The sequence below is a fragment of the Bradyrhizobium betae genome (assembly GCF_004123905.1).
Lineage (GTDB): Bacteria > Pseudomonadota > Alphaproteobacteria > Rhizobiales > Xanthobacteraceae > Bradyrhizobium > Bradyrhizobium betae_A.
The window spans coordinates 193488-209561 of the sequence record NZ_MZXW01000035.1 but is presented as its reverse complement, the minus strand read 5'-3'; the positions used below and the strand labels follow the sequence as shown (position 1 = coordinate 209561).

Sequence of the window (16074 nt, the reverse complement as noted above, 5' to 3'; positions counted from 1 at the left end):
GAAGTCGATCCATCCAGTTCGCCCCAATTTGCGTCCTACGCGCAAAATCGGCGGGAGCATGTGTTAGTCCGATGACGTTTCGATGACATTGATGTTCCGCTGGCGCGCCTCGTCAAGCGGCCTTGGCGCCGGCCGGGCCGAGTTCAGGCGTCCCGGAGCAGCTCGGCGGCCAGCACCCTGGTGACCGGGCGGCCGAGGCGCAGGGCCTCGCTGTCGAGCATTTCCACGGCCTGCCGGGCGGCGGCCGAGGACCGCTCCAGGCGGGTGGTGAGGTAGCTGACCACGCTCTCATCCACGGCGAGCTGACGGTCGGCACAGAATTTGACGATCAGGCCGCGGAACAGCTGGTCATCAGGCGGCAGCAGCGAGATGACAGGTACGGCGCGCAGCCGCGAGCGCAGGTCGCGGAGCTCGATCTCCAGCGAAGCCGGCACCTCGCGTCCCGTGAACAGGATGTAGGCGCCGTCCTCGCGGGCGAGGTTCATCAGGTGGAACAGGGCACGATCGTCAAAATCCCCGGCCTTGAGATCCTCGACCACCAGCGCGCCGGTGGCGAGCGCGCCGGGGACACCTGCGGCGGTGAGCGCATTGGCCGTGGTCGAGCGGGCACCGGAGTCCTCAGCCCAGATCGCCGCGAGATGGCTCTTGCCGCTGCCTTCGGGGCCGGCCAGCCACATGATCCGGTGCGGCCATTCCGGCCAGGCGTCGATGAGGGCAAGACCAGCGGTGTTGGCGGGGCCTTCGAGGAAATTGTCCCGGCTGAGGCTCTCCGCATGCGGAAGCGAGAACGCCAATTGTCGGGGGTGAACGCGGCCTGCCACGCTTGGTTTGCTCCATGCCGGATGGCCGGCCTCGGTTGAAAGATTCGACTTCATCGAGCGCGAGTTGGCCTTTTGCGAGGCAGCGTCCCGGCTCATTTGGCCTCGACCGTGCTACTTGGCCTCTACTTGGCTTCGATCGTGCTCATGTGCCGCAGCCACTCGACGAGATAGAGCGACACGGAGGAGAGCGTGAAGACCGTGACGAGGCTCATCAGGATAATATCATAGGGCGCGGGCTTGAAGCCGAAGGCAAGAGAGGCCAGCATCAGGGCGGCGTAAGCGACCTGGGCCGCTGTGTTTAGCTTGGATACTCTCGACGGCTTCATCTCGACCGGCTTGTCGAACAGCCAGGACACGATCACCGCGGCGACGATCATGATGTCGCGTGACACCACCAGGATCACGATCCAGCGCGGGATGGCGCCCCAGATGCCGAGCGCGAGGTAGATCGACACCAGCAGGGCCTTGTCGGCGAGCGGATCGAGCAGCGCGCCGAGTTCGCTCGTCATGTTGAAACGCTTGGCCAGGAAGCCGTCGACGGCATCGCTGATGCCGGCGATCAGGAAGAGGGCGAACGCCACCTCCATTTGGCTCGACACGATGGCCCAGACGATGATCGGGACCAGCAGGATGCGGCCCAGGGTAATGATGTTCGGAATACTCACGCGGCGCTTCCCGGCACCCGGCCTGACCTCGAATCCCGCCCCTTCGAGAGGCTGAACCGGTTGATATCTACATAGTATAGGGCGGGGCGCCATGCGAGCCATTGCGCGTCCCCGGAATTCGACGTAACCAGCCGCAAACCCACTGGAAATCGGGCATGACCGACCGCAAAAACGGCCTTACCTACGCCGATTCAGGCGTCGATATCGACGCGGGCAACCGCCTCGTCGACCTGATCAAGCCGATGGTTCGCGCCACCGCGCGCCCCGGCGCTGACGCCGAGATCGGCGGCTTCGGCGGCCTGTTCGACCTCAAGGCGGCCGGCTTCAAGGACCCCGTCCTGGTCGCCGCCACCGACGGCGTTGGAACCAAGGTCAAGATCGCGATCGAGACCGGCCTGCATGGTGGGATCGGCATCGACCTCGTCGCCATGAGCGTCAACGACCTCGTCGTGCAGGGCGCCGAGCCGCTGTTCTTCCTGGACTATTTCGCCTGCGGAAAGCTCGACCCGGAGGCCACGGCGTCAATCGTCGCCGGCGTCGCCGAAGGCTGCCGGGAATCCGGCTGCGCCCTGATCGGCGGCGAGACCGCCGAAATGCCCGGCCTCTACAAGGACGGCGATTACGACCTCGGCGGCTTTGCCGTGGGCGCTGCGGAGCGGGGCACGCTGTTGCCGCGCAAGGACATTGCCGCGGGCGATGCCGTGATTGGCCTGGCCTCATCGGGGGTGCACTCCAACGGCTTCTCGCTGGTGCGCAAGATCGTCGAGCAATCCGGCCTCGGTTTCGAGGCGCAGGCGCCGTTTGCCCCCGTGATGACGCTCGGCGGCGCGCTGCTGACGCCGACCCGGCTCTACGTCAAATCCTGCCTGCGCGCGATCCGCGAGACCGGCGCGGTGAAGGGGCTTGCCCACATCACCGGCGGCGGTTTCACCGACAACATTCCGCGCGTGCTGCCGAGCCATCTCGGCGTTGGCATTGATCTGGCCCGCCTGCCGGTGCTGCCGGTGTTCAAATGGCTGGCCGCTCAAGCCGGCATCACCGAGCTCGAAATGCTGCGGACCTTCAACTGCGGCATCGGCATGATCGCGATCGTCGAGCCTGACAAGGTCGATCAGGTTGTACAGGTCTTCATCGATGCCGGCGAGACCGTGGCGCAGCTCGGCACCGTGATCCCGGCCGACGGCGAGCACCGCGTCGTCTATAACGGCCATCTCGACCTGGCGCTGTGATGAAGCGCCGCGTCGCCATCCTGATTTCCGGTCGCGGCTCCAACATGTCCGCGCTGATCAGGGCCGCCAGTGCCGCGGATTTTCCGGCGGAGATCTCGCTCGTCATCTCGAACAAGGCCGATGCGCTCGGGCTCGAACGGGCCAAAGCGAGCGGCGTGAACACGCTGGTGATCGAGAGCAAGCCGTTCGGCAAGGATCGCGCCGGCTTCGAGAAAGTGTTGCAAGCAGCCCTCGATGAGCACGGCATCGAGCTGATTTGCCTGGGCGGCTTCATGCGCCTGTTCACGGCGGAATTCACCAAGGCCTGGTACGGGCGGATGCTCAACATCCATCCCTCGCTGCTGCCGTCGTTCCCGGGCCTCGACCCGCACGGCCAAGCTTTGCGCGCCGGCGTAAAGCTGTCTGGCGCGACAGTCCACTTCGTGATCCCCGAGACCGACGCCGGCCCGATCGTGATGCAGGGCGCAGTGCCCGTGAGCGACCACGACACGGGGGATACGCTGTCGGAACGCATCCTCGAAGTCGAGCACCGCATCTATCCCGAAGCGCTGCGGCTGCTGGCGACAGGCAAGGTGCGGATCGAGGGCGAGGTCTGCAAGACGGCGGGCAGCTCGGCGTCGGAGAATTTTCTGGTTGCGCCAGTGGTGCACTGAAGCGCTGTCGCGTTTCATTGTCCCAAAACAAAATCCCCCGGCAGAGCCGGGGGCAACGTCACGATCTCTCGCGCGTAGCTTTGAGAGAAATCAGGAGACCTTGAGGTTCTCCGCGGATGCTTTGCCGCGGTTCTCCACGAGGTCGTATTCAACCACCTGGTTTTCATTAAGGGTCGAGAGTCCGGCGCGCTCGACGGCCGAGATGTGGACGAACACGTCCTTATCGCTGCCGTTCGGCTTGATGAACCCATAGCCCTTGGTGGGGTTGAACCATTTGACGGTGCCCTTTTGCGGCATCCTCAGTCTCCTCCGCTAGATACAAAAACGACGCGGCCGCTTTTTTGCGTGCCACGCCACAAACGGGCTTCCGGAAGTCTGTTCGAGTCTCATCGTCGCGAAACGCACAGCCGAGCGGCCAATTCCGATTGTGTTCAATATTGCAACATGAAAATCGCGCGTTAGCAAGCCGCACGCGGATTTCAAGACCGGGTCGGGTGTTATCGCCTGCAATTTGCGACCTGTGGCATCGGAACCACAATCGAGGGCAATAGCCTCGGCCAAGGTGTGCCAGCCGTTGACCCTTCGTGGCAGTTCGGCACAAATCGCCGCATGCGCCGCAGATCGTGTTGCATTTTTGCGCGCCGCCATTTTGCTTTGGGATTCATCGTCATGCGCTGCGCCTCGCGGCTGTCCGGGACAAGGCAGACGATCGGGCTGGACCGCGTCCGCCGGATCGCGGCTGCGCTCGCGTTTGTGCTGGTCGTGATGCTGTCGGCGACATCAGGCTTCGCGCAAAGTCCCACGCCCACGCCGACCCCGACGCCGACGGCATCACCGACGCCGACGCCGACGCCAACGCCAACGCCGACGGCGTCACCAACCCCGGTGCCGACGCCGACCTCGACCAATTATGACCAGTCGGCCGGCAACAGTGCGCTCAATCTCGGCTCGAATTTCCTGGAGCGCCTCGGAAATCAGGCCTCTGGCGGCGTCAACCGGGCGTTCCGGACCAATCCCGGCGGCGGCGGGGCTTCAGTGAGCACCGAAGATCCGCGCTACCGGACCTGGTTCGAGGGCTACGGCATTTCGGTGCGGACCGATGCGCAGGGCGACTTCGTCGGCGACAAGCGCAAGACGTTCGGCGGCGTCGCCGGTTTCGGCGCGCGGGTCGCGCCCGGCGTCAATCTCGGCTTCTCCGTCGACCAAAGCCATACCGACATCGATGTGCCGCTGGCGCTGCAGTCGGCGACGCTCGACCTGACCCAGATCGGTTTCAACGGCTCGGTCGACAAGGGCCCATGGACCTGGGCCTTCGCGGTGGTGCACGGTTTCGGCAAGGTCCATTCCAGCCGGGATACCGGCTTTGGCCTTGCCACCGCGGGCTATCGCGCCGCCGTCGACGGCGCGCTGACCGAGATCAGCTACTACTGGACCAAGGATCAGATGCGCGTCGTGCCGAAGGGCGCGCTCGAATATGTGCGCGCCACCAGCGTGGCGTTCCAGGAGGCGGGAGGGCTCGATCCATTGAACGTCGGCTCCACGGCACTCTCACGCGCGCGCGTGATGATCGGCGCGGAGATCGGGCGCTACTTCATCTTCGACCGGAAGATTCTGGACCTGTCAGCCTACGGCAAGTTCGTCGACAATTTTTACCAGAATTTGGGATCGGTGCAGGTCAGCCTGGGGAGCCAGAGCATCGTCGTCCCCGGCATCGGCGAGAGCCGCTACGGCATGGATGCCGGCGCCTCGGCCTCGCTCAGCCTGACCAACACTGCGCGGCTCTACATCAATTACGACGGTAAGTTCCGCAACGAGCTGACGTCGCACCAGGGCACGGTCGGCTTCGAATATCGGTGGTAGGACGCCGATCGTTCAAGCTCACGTCGGTGTTGCCGCGACATAACCTGTCAATCCGAATCCCTCCCGCGCGGCCGTCATCATCGGCACCAGTGCATTCGGATGAATGAACTCGTCGCGGAAGCAGGGATGGGTCTTGGGATCGAAGATCTTCTTCAGCCAGTCGACCACGATCTTGTGGCGCTCGGAGGCGCGAAACTCGCTGTGATAGGTAAGCCAGAGATCGGCATGGTGGCTGACGCCGAGATCGACGGCAACCAGCGGCGCGCCGAGCGCGATCGACACGGTCGGCAGGAAGCCGATGCCGGCGCCGCGCTCCACCGCATAGAGCACGCCGACCGAGGAGTTGGTCTTGATCCCGACGATGCCTTCGAGCGATTTCAGCCCGAGCACGCGGGCATAGGCGCTATCGTCGACCTGCGGCGCGCTTTGCTTGATGATGCGGTGGTTCGGCAAGTCCGCGAGCGTCGTCGGCACGCCGTAGAGGTTCTCGTACTCCTTGGAGACGAAGGGATAGATGTGCAGGCGGCCGAGCTTGGCGACGATCAGATCGGGATTGGTCGGCGGCTCGAGTTGGATCGCGATGTCCGACTCCAGGCGTGCGACGTCGGCCTGCTCCATCGCGCAGCGCAGATCGACGGTGATCTTGCGATAGGTTTTCTGGAAATCGATCAGCCGCGGCAGGATCCAGAAATTGCCGGGGCCTTCCGTCACTGCGACGCGCACCGTGCCTGACGTATCGTTCGACGCGCGCGAGGCGCGACGGAACACGTTGAAGGCGTGACGCTCCATATGCGCGACGTCGGCGATCATCCCGGTGCCTTCATCGCTCAGCGTGAGCCCGCTCTGGTCGCGCAGGAACAGCTTGCAGCCGATGCTTTCTTCGAGCCGGTCGATCCGGCGCATCAACGTGGTGGAGGTAAGCCCGAGCTCCTCGGCGGCGTTGCGGAAACTTTTATATTTTGCGCAAGCTAAGAACAATTTCAAATCGTCCCAGGACGCGTCCAGGGCTTCTTCACGGTGCTGCATCATCGCAGCACCCCGGTGCAATAACTGCTGCATACTCCAGATCCCCAGCCGCTAAGCTCATCCTCGTAGCGGGGTACGAAAGCCGCGAACGATAGAGGGGCGAGGGTGGTATGGAAAGAGGCTCGTTTGCCGCAAGGCATGATTTCGACGCACTGCCGCCCAGTCCGGACATCGACGTGCGCTGCGCGCAATTTTCCGAAATTGCGGCGCTTTCCGAAATGGCGCGGCGGCTGGTGCCGGGCGTGCAGATCGGTGCGGCCGAGCTCGCCAGATACTTCACATTCGATCCCCAGAGCATCCTGACCTTCAACCGGCAGGGCCATCTCGTCGGCGGCATGGCGTTCCTGTTTCTGAGCGAGCGCGGCCACGATGCGCTGTTGCTCGACGAGATCTGCCTCACGGCGCCCGAGATGCATTATCTTGCTTCCCCCCAGGAGGACGTTGCTGCCATCTACATCTGGGCGATCGCGGCGACCGGGCGCGGCGTTGCCGGTCTCGGCAAGGCTGCGGCTCATCTGCGACAGCTAAGATTTCGCGGCGCCGATTGCTATGCGCAGCCGTCAACCGTGGCCGGACGAGAGATCATGAGAGCGACCGGCTTTGCCCCCGTCCCGAGCTTCCAGCCCGACCTCTGGTGTTACGAGCGCCCCTGGCACCGGCAACCGATGCTGATGCCGGGCGCGGTCATCCAAGCAAGGAGTTTTGCAGATGCACGGCACTAGGATTCCCCTCGCCAAACCCGACTCCCGCGCCATCACCATCCGCCTCGCACGTGATCCCGGCGATCTCATGCTGGTCACGGCCATCCGCTCGGCGGTCTATCTCGCCGAGCAGGATTGTCCGTTCGAGGAGGAGTTCGACGGCAACGACATGGTTGCTGCCCATTTCATTGGCTATGTCGGCAACGAGCCTGCGGGCTGCCTGCGGGTCCGCTTCTTCGGCGATTTCGCCAAGGTGGAGCGGCTCGCGGTGCGGCACCAATACCGGCGCTCGCGCGTCTCGTTCAAGCTGGTGCAGGCCAGCGTCGACTACGTGAAGCGCAAGGGGTTTCGCAAGATCTACGGCCAGGCGCAGGACCGCCTGGTCGATTTCTGGGCCCATTTCGGCGCCAAGCCGCTCGGTCACAATCGCAAGATCACCTTCTCGGATTTCTCCTACACGGAGATGCTGCTGGAGATCGAGCCGGGGCCGGACGCCATCACGCTGGACAGCGATCCCTATGTGATCATCCGTCCCGAGGGCGATTGGGACCGGCCCGGTGTGCTCGACGCATCGGCGGGGCGGGCAGTGAGCTCGCCGCTGCGCGACCTCGCCGTCGCCGACCGTTGAAACTGGTGCAGACCCGCGCAAGACAATGCTGGCTTCCATCCAAGACGATCCACCGATCCTGGTCTGTGCGGATCTCCAGGTCGAATATCTGACCCCTGGGCGTCGCCACGTCATCCTCGACGGCGACGCCGCAACCCTGCGCGGCCTGGAGCTTCTGGCGCTGTGGCGCACCAATCTCTGGCCGGTGATGCACCTGAAGCGCATCGCCCAGGCGGCCTGGTTCAATCCGGCATCGAAGCTGACCGATTGGATCGTGGAGGCCAAGCCGAAGCCGGGAGAGATGACGTTCGAGCACCCGCTGCCGTCGGCCTACAGCTCCGCGCGGTTTGTGGACTACATGTCCAATATCCGCAATGTACGCTGCGTGGTGATCGGCTTCTCCCTGGATGAGACCATCCTGGCCACCGCCGTGGACGGGTTTCACCGCAGCCATCGCTACCAGGTCGTGGCCGATGCCGTAGCCTGCCGGCAGCCGGGCACGGGTGAGGCAGCCGCCTACAAGCAGTCGGTGGTGAATGTCATCGGGAATTTTGCTACTATCCAGTCCAGCGCCGAACTGATCAGAGCCAGCGGCGCCGTTGCGGTGTAGGCGGCCGCGATCGGCGGATGGGGTGGGACATTGTCACGGGGAGATGAGCTCAAGGAGCTGGCGAGCGATTTGTCGCGTGCCGTGGAGACGGCGCGCCGCGTCGGCTTGCCCACGACCGTCTATCTGCTCTCGATGGCGCTGGTGGAGGTGAAGGAGGCCGCTGCTGCCGTCGACGATGGCGATGACGACAGCGCGGCCTGAGGGCCACCAAGTTTACGAAGTACCGTGTGCGGCTTTGTGCAACGCTGCTGAGCGTTCGCTGCCGACGAATTGACGTTGCAAGTTCTGTCTCATGGCAATAGCCAAGTGATGACGTGAGCCGCGCCGGCGACGCGACGACTTTAGGGATCCCCGCAAATGTCCATGCTGCCCAATTCGCAAGAGGCCCGGGATGTGGCCTACCAGCTCCATTCCTATACCAACGCGCGCGCGCATCAGCAGGCCGGTCCGCTGGTGATCGAGCGCGGCGAGGGGCCCTACGTGTTCGACGCGGCGGGCAAGCGCTATTTCGAGGCGATGGCGGGCCTGTGGAGCGTCGGGCTCGGCTTCAATGAGAGGCGGCTGGTCGACGCCGCGCACAAGCAGATGCTGGCGCTGCCGTTCTATCACACGTTCTCCGCCAAATCGCACGGGCCTTCGATCGATCTCGCCGAGAAGCTGGTCTCGCTCGCGCCTGTTGCGATGAGCAAGGTGTTTTTCACCAATTCCGGCTCGGAGGCCAACGACACCGTTCTGAAGCTGATCGCCTATCGTTCAAACGCGCTCGGCCAGCCCCAGCGCAAGAAGATCATCAGCCGCATGCGCGCCTATCACGGCGTCACCATTGCGTCGGCCAGCCTTACGGGCCTGCCGAACAACCATCGCTCGTTCGACCTGCCGCTGCCGAACATCCTGCACACGGGCTCGCCGCATTTCTACAAGGACGGCGCGCCCGGCGAGAGCGAGGAAGCTTTTGCGACGCGCCGGGCGGAAGAGCTTGATGCGCTGATCCAGAAGGAGGGGCCGGAGACGATCGCGGCCTTCTTCGGCGAGCCGGTGATGGGAGCGGGCGGCGTCATCGTGCCGCCGGCGACCTATTGGGACAAGATCCAGGCGGTCCTGAAGAAGTACGACATCCTGCTGGTCGCCGACGAGGTGATCTGCGGCTTCGGCCGCACCGGCAAGATGTTCGGCTGCGAGACCTATGGCATCAAGCCTGATGTGCTGGTGGTCTCCAAGCAGATCACCTCGAGCTATTTCCCGTTCTCGGCGATCCTGATGAACGACAAGATGTTCGAGCCGATAGCGGACGAGAGCAACAAGATCGGCGTGCTCGGCCATGGCTTCACCGCCGGCGGTCATCCGGTCGGCTCGGCCATTGCGCTGGAAAACCTCAAGATCATCGAGGAGCGTGGCCTGGTCGCGCATGCCGCTGAGCTCGGTGCCTACATGCAGGGCAAGCTGCGCGAGCTCACCGGCCATCCGCTGGTCGGCGAGGTCCGCGGCGTCGGCATGATCGCGGCGATCGAGCTCGTGCTCGACAAGGGGCGCAAGACGGCAGCGAGCACCCCCGGTGCGGTCGGCGGCATGGCCAGCCGCATGCTCCAGGAGCGCGGCGTGATCTCGCGCAACATGCTCGATGCCATCGCCATCTGCCCGCCGCTGATCGTCACCAAGGCCCAGATCGACGAGCTGATTGCGGCGATATCAGGTGTGCTGAATGACATGAAGCCGGAAGTCGCGAAGCTGACGCCGGCGTAAGGTCTTGCTCTCTCCTCGTCATTGGGAGGAGCCCTTGCGACGAAGCAATCCAGACTGCCTCCGCGGACAGACTCTGGATTGCTTCGCTACGCTCGCAATGACGAGGTGGAGGTCGCGGGCTATTCCGCCCGCTGAACCCCGATCACGCGGCCTTTCTCGACCGCAAGCGCCAGCTCGCCGCGCTTCAACTTGAGCGCGGCGTCACCGAACAGCTCGCGGCGCCAGCCGCGCAAGGCCGGTACGTCGGCCTCGTCACTTGCTGCGATCTCCTCGAGGTCGTCGACCGTCGCGATTACCTTGCTGGCGACGGCGTGGCGCTCGGCGGTCATCCGCAGCAGCACCTTCAACAGCTCGACGATGGCGGCGCCATTGTTATTGTTGCGCGGCTTTTCCAGCTTCGGCAGCGTAGCTGGGTCCCGCGCCAGCCCGCGCGTGACCGCGGCAACGATATCCGCGCCCCATTTCGACTTCTCGAACCCCTTCGGCACCGAGCGCAAGTTCGCGAGCTTTTCGAGCGTGTTCGGCGCGTGGGTCGCGATATCGCTGATGGCTTCGTCGCGCAGCACGCGGCCGCGGGGCACGTCGCGGCTTTGCGCTTCCTGCTCGCGCCAGGCAGCGACCTCCATCAGGACCGCGAGGTCCTTCGGCTTGCGCACCCGCGTCTTCAGCCGCTCCCAGGCACGTTCTGGATGGAAGTCGTAGGTCTTGGGCGAGGTCAAAACCTCCATCTCGATGGAGACCCATTCGCTGCGGCGGCGCTTCTTGAGGTCGGCATCGAGCGCCGCGAACACGTCGCGCAGATGCGTGACGTCGGACACCGCGTAATGCATCTGCTCCTTGGTCAGCGGCCGGCGCGACCAATCGGTGAAGCGGTGGGTCTTGTCCGGGCGGTGGCCGGTGACCTTCTCGACCAGCGCGTCGTAGGCGATGCTGTCGCCATAGCCGAGCACCATGGCCGCGACCTGGGTGTCGAACACCGGGTGCGGGATGATGTTGGCCTGATGCCAGATGATTTCGATGTCCTGGCGGGCGGCGTGGAACACCTTCAGCACGCTCTCGTTGCCCATCAGCTCGAAGAACGGCTTGAGGTCGATACCCTCGGCCAGGGTGTCGATGACGATCGCTTCCTCGGGGCTGGCCATCTGCACCACGCATAGCAGCGGGTAATAGGTGGTTTCGCGCAGGAACTCTGTATCGACTGTAATGACAGGATGCTTGGCCAGCCGGCTGCAGGCAGCCGCGAGGTCAGCGGTGGTGGTAATCAAATCCATGAACGGCCCATGACAAGACCATCAGCCGTTCTGCCGAAAGCACTGTGATGTCAAGGGGCTCTAAGCGAATTCGGGGCTTGCATCGGGCTGGAATCGCTCCTTTCCGACGAAATTCCTATTCGTAGCGGACCCGTTGCGAGGATTTGCGGGCGCAGGGCAGAGCCACCACGAGCACGCACATGGCGACCAGAGCCAGTCCCAGGAACTCGAAAACCAACAGATCCACGGCAAAACCCCTTAGGAAACATTGCTAGACTTGTCTGGGGTGCGTTGAGGGTCTGTTAATTCTCGTGGTTACCAGCGGCGGGGTGGGCCGGATGGTGCACGGGGCGTTAATGGCGGTCACCGTCCAAAACGAATTCGGCGCCCCGCATGACGGAGCGCCGATGTTCGTTTGTCGTTGCAGGAGGCCTTACGGCAGCTTCAGCGACGTCTCAGCGTTGTACGGCTTCAGCGTCTCGTCGGCGGCCTTCTGGGCGGCAACCAACGCCTCCTTCGGCTGCTTCTTGCCGTTGAGGACCAGCATCACTTCGTCTTCGAGGTTCTTGCGCACCGGCACGGTCTTGTAGGTCGCAAACCACGGCTTGGCGACGTCGAGCTGCTCGACGGCGGTCTTGGCGTCCGGGTTCTTGTTGAGGAAGTCGACCATGTCGGGCGTCTTGTAGGCGGCCATGTTCGGCGCGAAATAGCCAGTAGCGCGGCTCCACCAGGCGCTCTTCTCGGGCGAGGTCATCCACTTGATCAGCGTCCAGGCGGCCTTCTGCTTATCGGCCTCGAGCCCTGCCGGAATGATCAGCGAGGCGCCGCCGATCGGCACGGCGTTGCGGACGTTGCGCGGGATGAAGGCGACCTTGTAGTTGAACTTGGCGTTGTCACGCACATAGGTCAGCGAGCCCGTCGACAGCATCATCATCGCGGCGTTGCCGGAGATGAAGGAGGTGCTGACGGCAGGACCGGGCGTGGCGCCGGGCGGATGGACCTTGTGCTTGGTGACGAGGTCGTTCCACCAGGTCAGCGCGCCGAGCATCGAGGGCGTGTCGTAATAGACCTCGCCGCCGAATTCCTCGTTGTAGTAGCGCCCGCCATTGGTCATGGTGAGCGTCTCCATCATCCAGCCGCAATAGTCGTAGGCGCAGGGGATCGCGATGCCCCATTGGGTCACCTTGTCGCCCTCGCGCTTGGTGAGCTTCTTGGCCCAGTCGGTGAGCTCGGCCCAGGTCTGCGGCGGCTTGCTCGGATCGAGGCCGGCTTCCTTGGCCTTGTCGGCATTGATGTAGAGCAGCGGCGTCGAATTGTGGAAGGGCACGCCGTAGACCGAGCGGTCGATCACCGCGTTGCCCTGAAGTGCCGGGAAGAACTGGCCCAAAAACTTTTCTTTAGTGGTGCCGTCGGCGGCAATCAGGCCGTCGAGATTGGTGAGCTCGTTCTCGATCTGCATGTCGAGGAGGAAGTTCGCCGACATGATCACGGCGGACGGCGGCTTGCCGGCCTTGATCGATGCGCGCGTCTTGATCAGCGTATCATCATAGGAGCCGGTATAGACCGCGGTCGCCTTGATGGCGGGATGGGTCTCGTTGAACTCCTTGATCAAGGTGCCCATGTCGCGGGCGAGCTTGCCGTCGACGGGGACGGGGAAGAACAGATCGATTTCGGTCGGACCTTCGGCCAGCGCCGGGACGGCGAGGGCACCTGCCATAGTGCCTGCCATGGCGAGGCCGAGCATGAGCCTGCGGGTAAACAGCATCGAAGAATCTCCTATTTGATGCCTGAGGTGACGAAAGAACTGATGAAGCGCTTCTGGAAGATCAGGAAGGTGATGAGCAGCGGCGCGATCACCATCAGCGTGCCGGCGGCGATGGTGCCCCAGGCCTGCGTGCCTTCCGCGGTCGCGGTGAAGACGGACAACCCCACCGTGAGCGGCCGCTTGTCCGGCGAATTGATCACCATCAGCGGCCACAGGAAGTCGTTCCAGTGGCTGGTGACCGAGATGATCGCGAACGCCGAGAAGCTCGGCATCGACAGCGGCACGTAGATGTGACGGATGCGCTGGAACAGGCTGGCGCCATCGATCAGGGCGGCGTCCTCCAGCTCGGTTGGAATGGCCTCGAAGGCCTGGCGCATCAGGAAGGTGCCGAAGGCGGACGCGAAGAACGGCATCATCACGCCGGCGAGCGTGTCGTAGAGGCCAAATTGCGCGATGATGCGCAGGTTCGGCACGATCAACAGCACCGGCACCAGCATCAGCTGCATCAGGAACAGATAGAAGATCAGCGACTTTCCGGCGAAGTCGAGCCGCGCAAAGGCAAAGCCCGCCAGCGTGATCGTGAAGAACTGCACCAGCAGGATGCCGGTGCAGATGATCGTGGTGTTGAGGGCATAGCGCGGGAAATCGCCGATCTCCCAGGCATCCCTGATATTGTCGAGCGTCGGCTTCAGGCTCGGCATCAGCTCGGCCATGAGATTGATGCCGTCGGATGCCGGGCGCAGCGTCGCAACACCCATCCAAAGGAACGGGATCAGCCAGACGATCGCGAGCAGCACGGTCAGCAGGAAGCCGAGCTTGGGCGTGATCTCGCGGCGGGTCGCAAGCGGGGCGTCCTTCCAGAGCGCATCGATCAGCTTCATGGCCCACCCTCGCGGTTGGCCATCGTGCGGAAGGAGAGCGCGGTGAGCCCCATCAGGGCGGCGAGCGTCAGCAGCGTTGCCGCCGAAGCCTTGCCGATGTCGTAATGCTCGACCGCCTGCTGGTAGATGTAGAACAGCACGAGATTGGTCGAGTTCGACGGTCCGCCCTTGGTCATGACGAAGACGTGGTCGACCTGCGTCACCGCGTTGAGCGTGGCGATCACGATGACGAACAGGAAGGTGGGCTTGAGCTCGGGCAGGATGATGTGGCGGAACCGCATGAACGGACCTGCTCCGTCGAGATGGGCTGCTTCCATGACGTCCTCGGGCACGGCCTGGAGGCCGGCCAGGAAGAACAGCATGTAGTAGCCGGCGTTCTTCCAGACCGTGATGACCATGATCGCGTAAAGCGCGATGTCGGAATCGCCGAGCCAGTTCGGCAGCACCGGAAGCAGGCGGCCGATGTAATGGTCGAGCAGGCCGACATTGGGCAGAAAGATGAACAGGAACAGCGCAGACGCTGCGACCATCGGGATCAGCACCGGCAGGAACAGCGCGGCGCGCAGCGCACTGCTGACCGCGTTGGTGCGCGACAGCGCCAGCGCGAACAGCAGTGCAAGGCCGATGCTAGGGATCGCCGTGCCGACGGCATAGACGAGGTTGTTGACGACCGCGCCGGTGAAGGCGGGGTCGGCCAGCACCGCGCTGATATTGTCGAGGCCGACGAAGCGGACCGGCGCCTTGGGCGTGGCACGCTGATAGAGCGCGTCGATGAAGACGCGTCCTATCGCGCCATAGGTGAACAGCGCGAGGAAGACCAGCGATGGCAGCAGCAGGAGATAGGCAGGCAGCGAGGCTTTGAAGCGGTCGGAAAACCGCTTCAGGACGTGCAGGCGCGGTGCCGCCGATGCCGCGACCGGGAGAGCCGCGGGTTCAGCGAGGCTCATCTCATCGCGCCGGGAAATTGAGCGCATAGTCGCGGCCGTCCACTCCCGCGGGTGGTTCGAACGGAAAGCGCAGACTGGTGTCGAGGAAATCGTGGCTGTGCACGACGAGGTTCTGATGGTCGATCAGAACGACGCCGTAGGCCGGCGGCTCGTGGCTGGCCAGATGGTCGGTGGCGGAAGCATCGAGCTCGAACCAGACCTGGTGGTTGGTGCCGCGCAGGGTCGAGAACGGGATATTGCCATAGCTGCCGAAGATCGGCCGGTGCACATGGCCGAAGAAGAGATGGCGGATGCGCGAACGATAAGGCGCGATCACCTCGGCGAATTCGGCGCTCTGCGCCAGCGCGATCTCGTCCATCGCGTGGACGCCGACCGGGAACGGCGGATGGTGCATGAACACGACGAACTGCTGGTCGACAGGCGCGGCCGCCAGCGTGCTCGCGAGCCAGCCGAGGCGTTTTGCGCACATCTCGCCGGCATGGCTGGTCTCGTCCAGCGTGTCGAGGAAGACGAACAGGCCGTGCTCGGTGGTGCGGGTGCCCTGCACGAAGCCGTTTGGATCGCGTGGTGCGGCCTTCAGGCCGTCGAGGCAGGCCACGCGCTTGTCGTGATTGCCGACCATGGCGATGTACGGGATTTTCAGCGCGGCCATCGCCTCGGCGAAATTGGCGTAGGATTCAGCCTCGCCCCAATGGGTGAGGTCGCCGGTCACCACCGCGAAAGCAGCATCGGACTGGTGCTTGTTGATGTCGGCGATCGCCGCATCCAGCCGGGCGCGCGGATCGAGGCCGTAGAGCTTCAGCCCGGGGTTCGCGAGATGCGTGTCGGTGATGTGGATGAATTTGAAGGGCATAGCGCGCTGTGTGTCGGGGACTGTTGGAGGATCGGCGCCTCCGGCAAGACGCGTTGCCAGCCCGTTAGAGTGCGAGTGTTTCAGTTTGATGACAGCGATGGCCAATGCAGAAAATGTCCGGCGGAAGAGCAGCCCGGGGCAGCGGCGGTCGTCTCGCCGAGCAGGACAGTCTCGGCCGGAGGCTTCAGCGGCTCGCGGCCCGCGCCGGTTTGGAGGCAGCATCGCAACCTCATGTTGCGGTCGAGACACAGTCGAACAGGATTCGATCACCCGTTGAACCACAGCCATGGCTAGCCGGCCGCGAACCGGCTAGCCATTAATTGTCTGAAATAATTAGAAACGAACGCATTACGCGGTTCTGGAATTTGGAATGTTCGGGGCAGGTTTTTCGAGGCCCGCATGTCGGGCCGTTGGGGTCATTGATCCGTTTGAGCAGACGCGGGCAGGTGGGGTCGAAAGCGTCCTG

At 63.8% G+C, this 16074-nt stretch carries 17 protein-coding genes; 8 read left to right on the top strand and 9 right to left on the bottom strand.

Annotation, left to right across the window (positions count from 1 at the left end; translation table 11 throughout):
- Positions 1 to 143: 143 nt before the first annotated feature.
- Positions 144 to 821 (bottom strand): DnaA ATPase domain-containing protein, encoded by a 678-nt coding sequence (locus B5V03_RS26115; protein WP_129273593.1) that lies wholly within the window; start codon positions 819 to 821, stop codon positions 144 to 146.
- 122 nt (positions 822 to 943) lie between these two features.
- Positions 944 to 1486, bottom strand: coding sequence for a CDP-alcohol phosphatidyltransferase family protein (locus B5V03_RS26110; RefSeq protein WP_129273238.1), 543 nt, complete (start codon positions 1484 to 1486; stop codon positions 944 to 946).
- Between the two features lie 155 nt (positions 1487 to 1641).
- On the opposite strand from B5V03_RS26110, the gene purM reads away from it, so the two are divergent.
- Positions 1642 to 2715 (top strand): phosphoribosylformylglycinamidine cyclo-ligase, encoded by a 1074-nt coding sequence (gene purM / locus B5V03_RS26105; RefSeq protein ID WP_129273237.1) that lies wholly within the window; start codon positions 1642 to 1644, stop codon positions 2713 to 2715.
- Positions 2715 to 3368, top strand: coding sequence for a phosphoribosylglycinamide formyltransferase (purN, locus tag B5V03_RS26100; protein ID WP_164988290.1), 654 nt, complete (start codon positions 2715 to 2717; stop codon positions 3366 to 3368). The genes purM and purN overlap by 1 nt, the downstream gene beginning before the upstream one ends.
- Before the next feature lie 90 nt (positions 3369 to 3458).
- Here purN and B5V03_RS26095 read toward each other — a convergent pair whose 3' ends face one another.
- Complete coding sequence (locus B5V03_RS26095) at positions 3459 to 3665, bottom strand: cold-shock protein (protein ID WP_007591938.1); 207 nt, start codon at positions 3663 to 3665, stop codon at positions 3459 to 3461.
- Positions 3666 to 4037: 372 nt separating this feature from the next.
- On the opposite strand from B5V03_RS26095, the gene B5V03_RS26085 reads away from it, so the two are divergent.
- The gene (locus B5V03_RS26085) at positions 4038 to 5228 is read left to right on the top strand and encodes an autotransporter outer membrane beta-barrel domain-containing protein (protein WP_129273235.1); all 1191 of its coding nucleotides are present in this window, start codon (positions 4038 to 4040) and stop codon (positions 5226 to 5228) included.
- Positions 5229 to 5246: 18 nt separating this feature from the next.
- Here the strand turns inward: B5V03_RS26085 and B5V03_RS26080 are convergent, their stop codons facing one another.
- Complete coding sequence (locus tag B5V03_RS26080; protein WP_129273234.1) at positions 5247 to 6287, bottom strand: LysR family transcriptional regulator; 1041 nt, start codon at positions 6285 to 6287, stop codon at positions 5247 to 5249.
- Positions 6288 to 6364: 77 nt separating this feature from the next.
- Here B5V03_RS26080 and B5V03_RS26075 point away from each other — a divergent pair, with 77 nt between their 5' ends.
- From B5V03_RS26075 to B5V03_RS26060, 5 genes are all read left to right on the top strand, one after another.
- Entirely contained in the window at positions 6365 to 6976 is a 612-nt protein-coding gene (locus B5V03_RS26075; protein WP_129273233.1) for a hypothetical protein, read from the top strand.
- The gene (locus tag B5V03_RS26070) at positions 6963 to 7583 is read left to right on the top strand and encodes a GNAT family N-acetyltransferase (protein WP_129273232.1); all 621 of its coding nucleotides are present in this window, start codon (positions 6963 to 6965) and stop codon (positions 7581 to 7583) included. The genes B5V03_RS26075 and B5V03_RS26070 overlap by 14 nt, the downstream gene beginning before the upstream one ends.
- A gap of 25 nt (positions 7584 to 7608) precedes the next feature.
- Positions 7609 to 8172 carry an isochorismatase family protein gene (locus B5V03_RS26065; RefSeq protein ID WP_129273231.1) on the top strand — a complete coding sequence of 188 codons (564 nt, stop codon included), beginning with the start codon at positions 7609 to 7611 and terminating at the stop codon, positions 8170 to 8172.
- Between the two features lie 30 nt (positions 8173 to 8202).
- Positions 8203 to 8373, top strand: coding sequence for a hypothetical protein (locus tag B5V03_RS41655; RefSeq protein WP_164988289.1), 171 nt, complete (start codon positions 8203 to 8205; stop codon positions 8371 to 8373).
- Positions 8374 to 8529: 156 nt separating this feature from the next.
- Entirely contained in the window at positions 8530 to 9912 is a 1383-nt protein-coding gene (locus B5V03_RS26060; RefSeq protein WP_129273230.1) for an aspartate aminotransferase family protein, read from the top strand.
- A 119-nt stretch (positions 9913 to 10031) separates the two neighbouring features.
- Here the strand turns inward: B5V03_RS26060 and rnd are convergent, their stop codons facing one another.
- The 5 genes from rnd to B5V03_RS26030 all read right to left on the bottom strand — a co-directional run bounded on the left by rnd (position 10032) and on the right by B5V03_RS26030 (position 15608).
- Positions 10032 to 11183, bottom strand: a complete 1152-nt coding sequence (gene rnd, locus B5V03_RS26050; protein WP_129273228.1) for a ribonuclease D — start codon at positions 11181 to 11183, stop codon at positions 10032 to 10034.
- A gap of 412 nt (positions 11184 to 11595) precedes the next feature.
- Positions 11596 to 12927: an ABC transporter substrate-binding protein gene (locus B5V03_RS26045; protein ID WP_129273227.1), complete on the bottom strand. Its 1332-nt coding sequence runs from the start codon at positions 12925 to 12927 to the stop codon at positions 11596 to 11598.
- An 11-nt stretch (positions 12928 to 12938) separates the two neighbouring features.
- Positions 12939 to 13808 carry a carbohydrate ABC transporter permease gene (locus B5V03_RS26040; protein ID WP_129273226.1) on the bottom strand — a complete coding sequence of 290 codons (870 nt, stop codon included), beginning with the start codon at positions 13806 to 13808 and terminating at the stop codon, positions 12939 to 12941.
- Complete coding sequence (locus B5V03_RS26035; RefSeq protein ID WP_164988288.1) at positions 13805 to 14755, bottom strand: carbohydrate ABC transporter permease; 951 nt, start codon at positions 14753 to 14755, stop codon at positions 13805 to 13807. The genes B5V03_RS26040 and B5V03_RS26035 overlap by 4 nt, the downstream gene beginning before the upstream one ends.
- 1 nt (position 14756) lies before the next feature.
- On the bottom strand, positions 14757 to 15608 hold the full coding sequence (locus B5V03_RS26030) for a phosphodiesterase (RefSeq protein WP_129273224.1): 852 nt from the start codon (positions 15606 to 15608) through the stop codon (positions 14757 to 14759).
- Between the last annotated feature and the right edge of the window lie 466 nt (positions 15609 to 16074).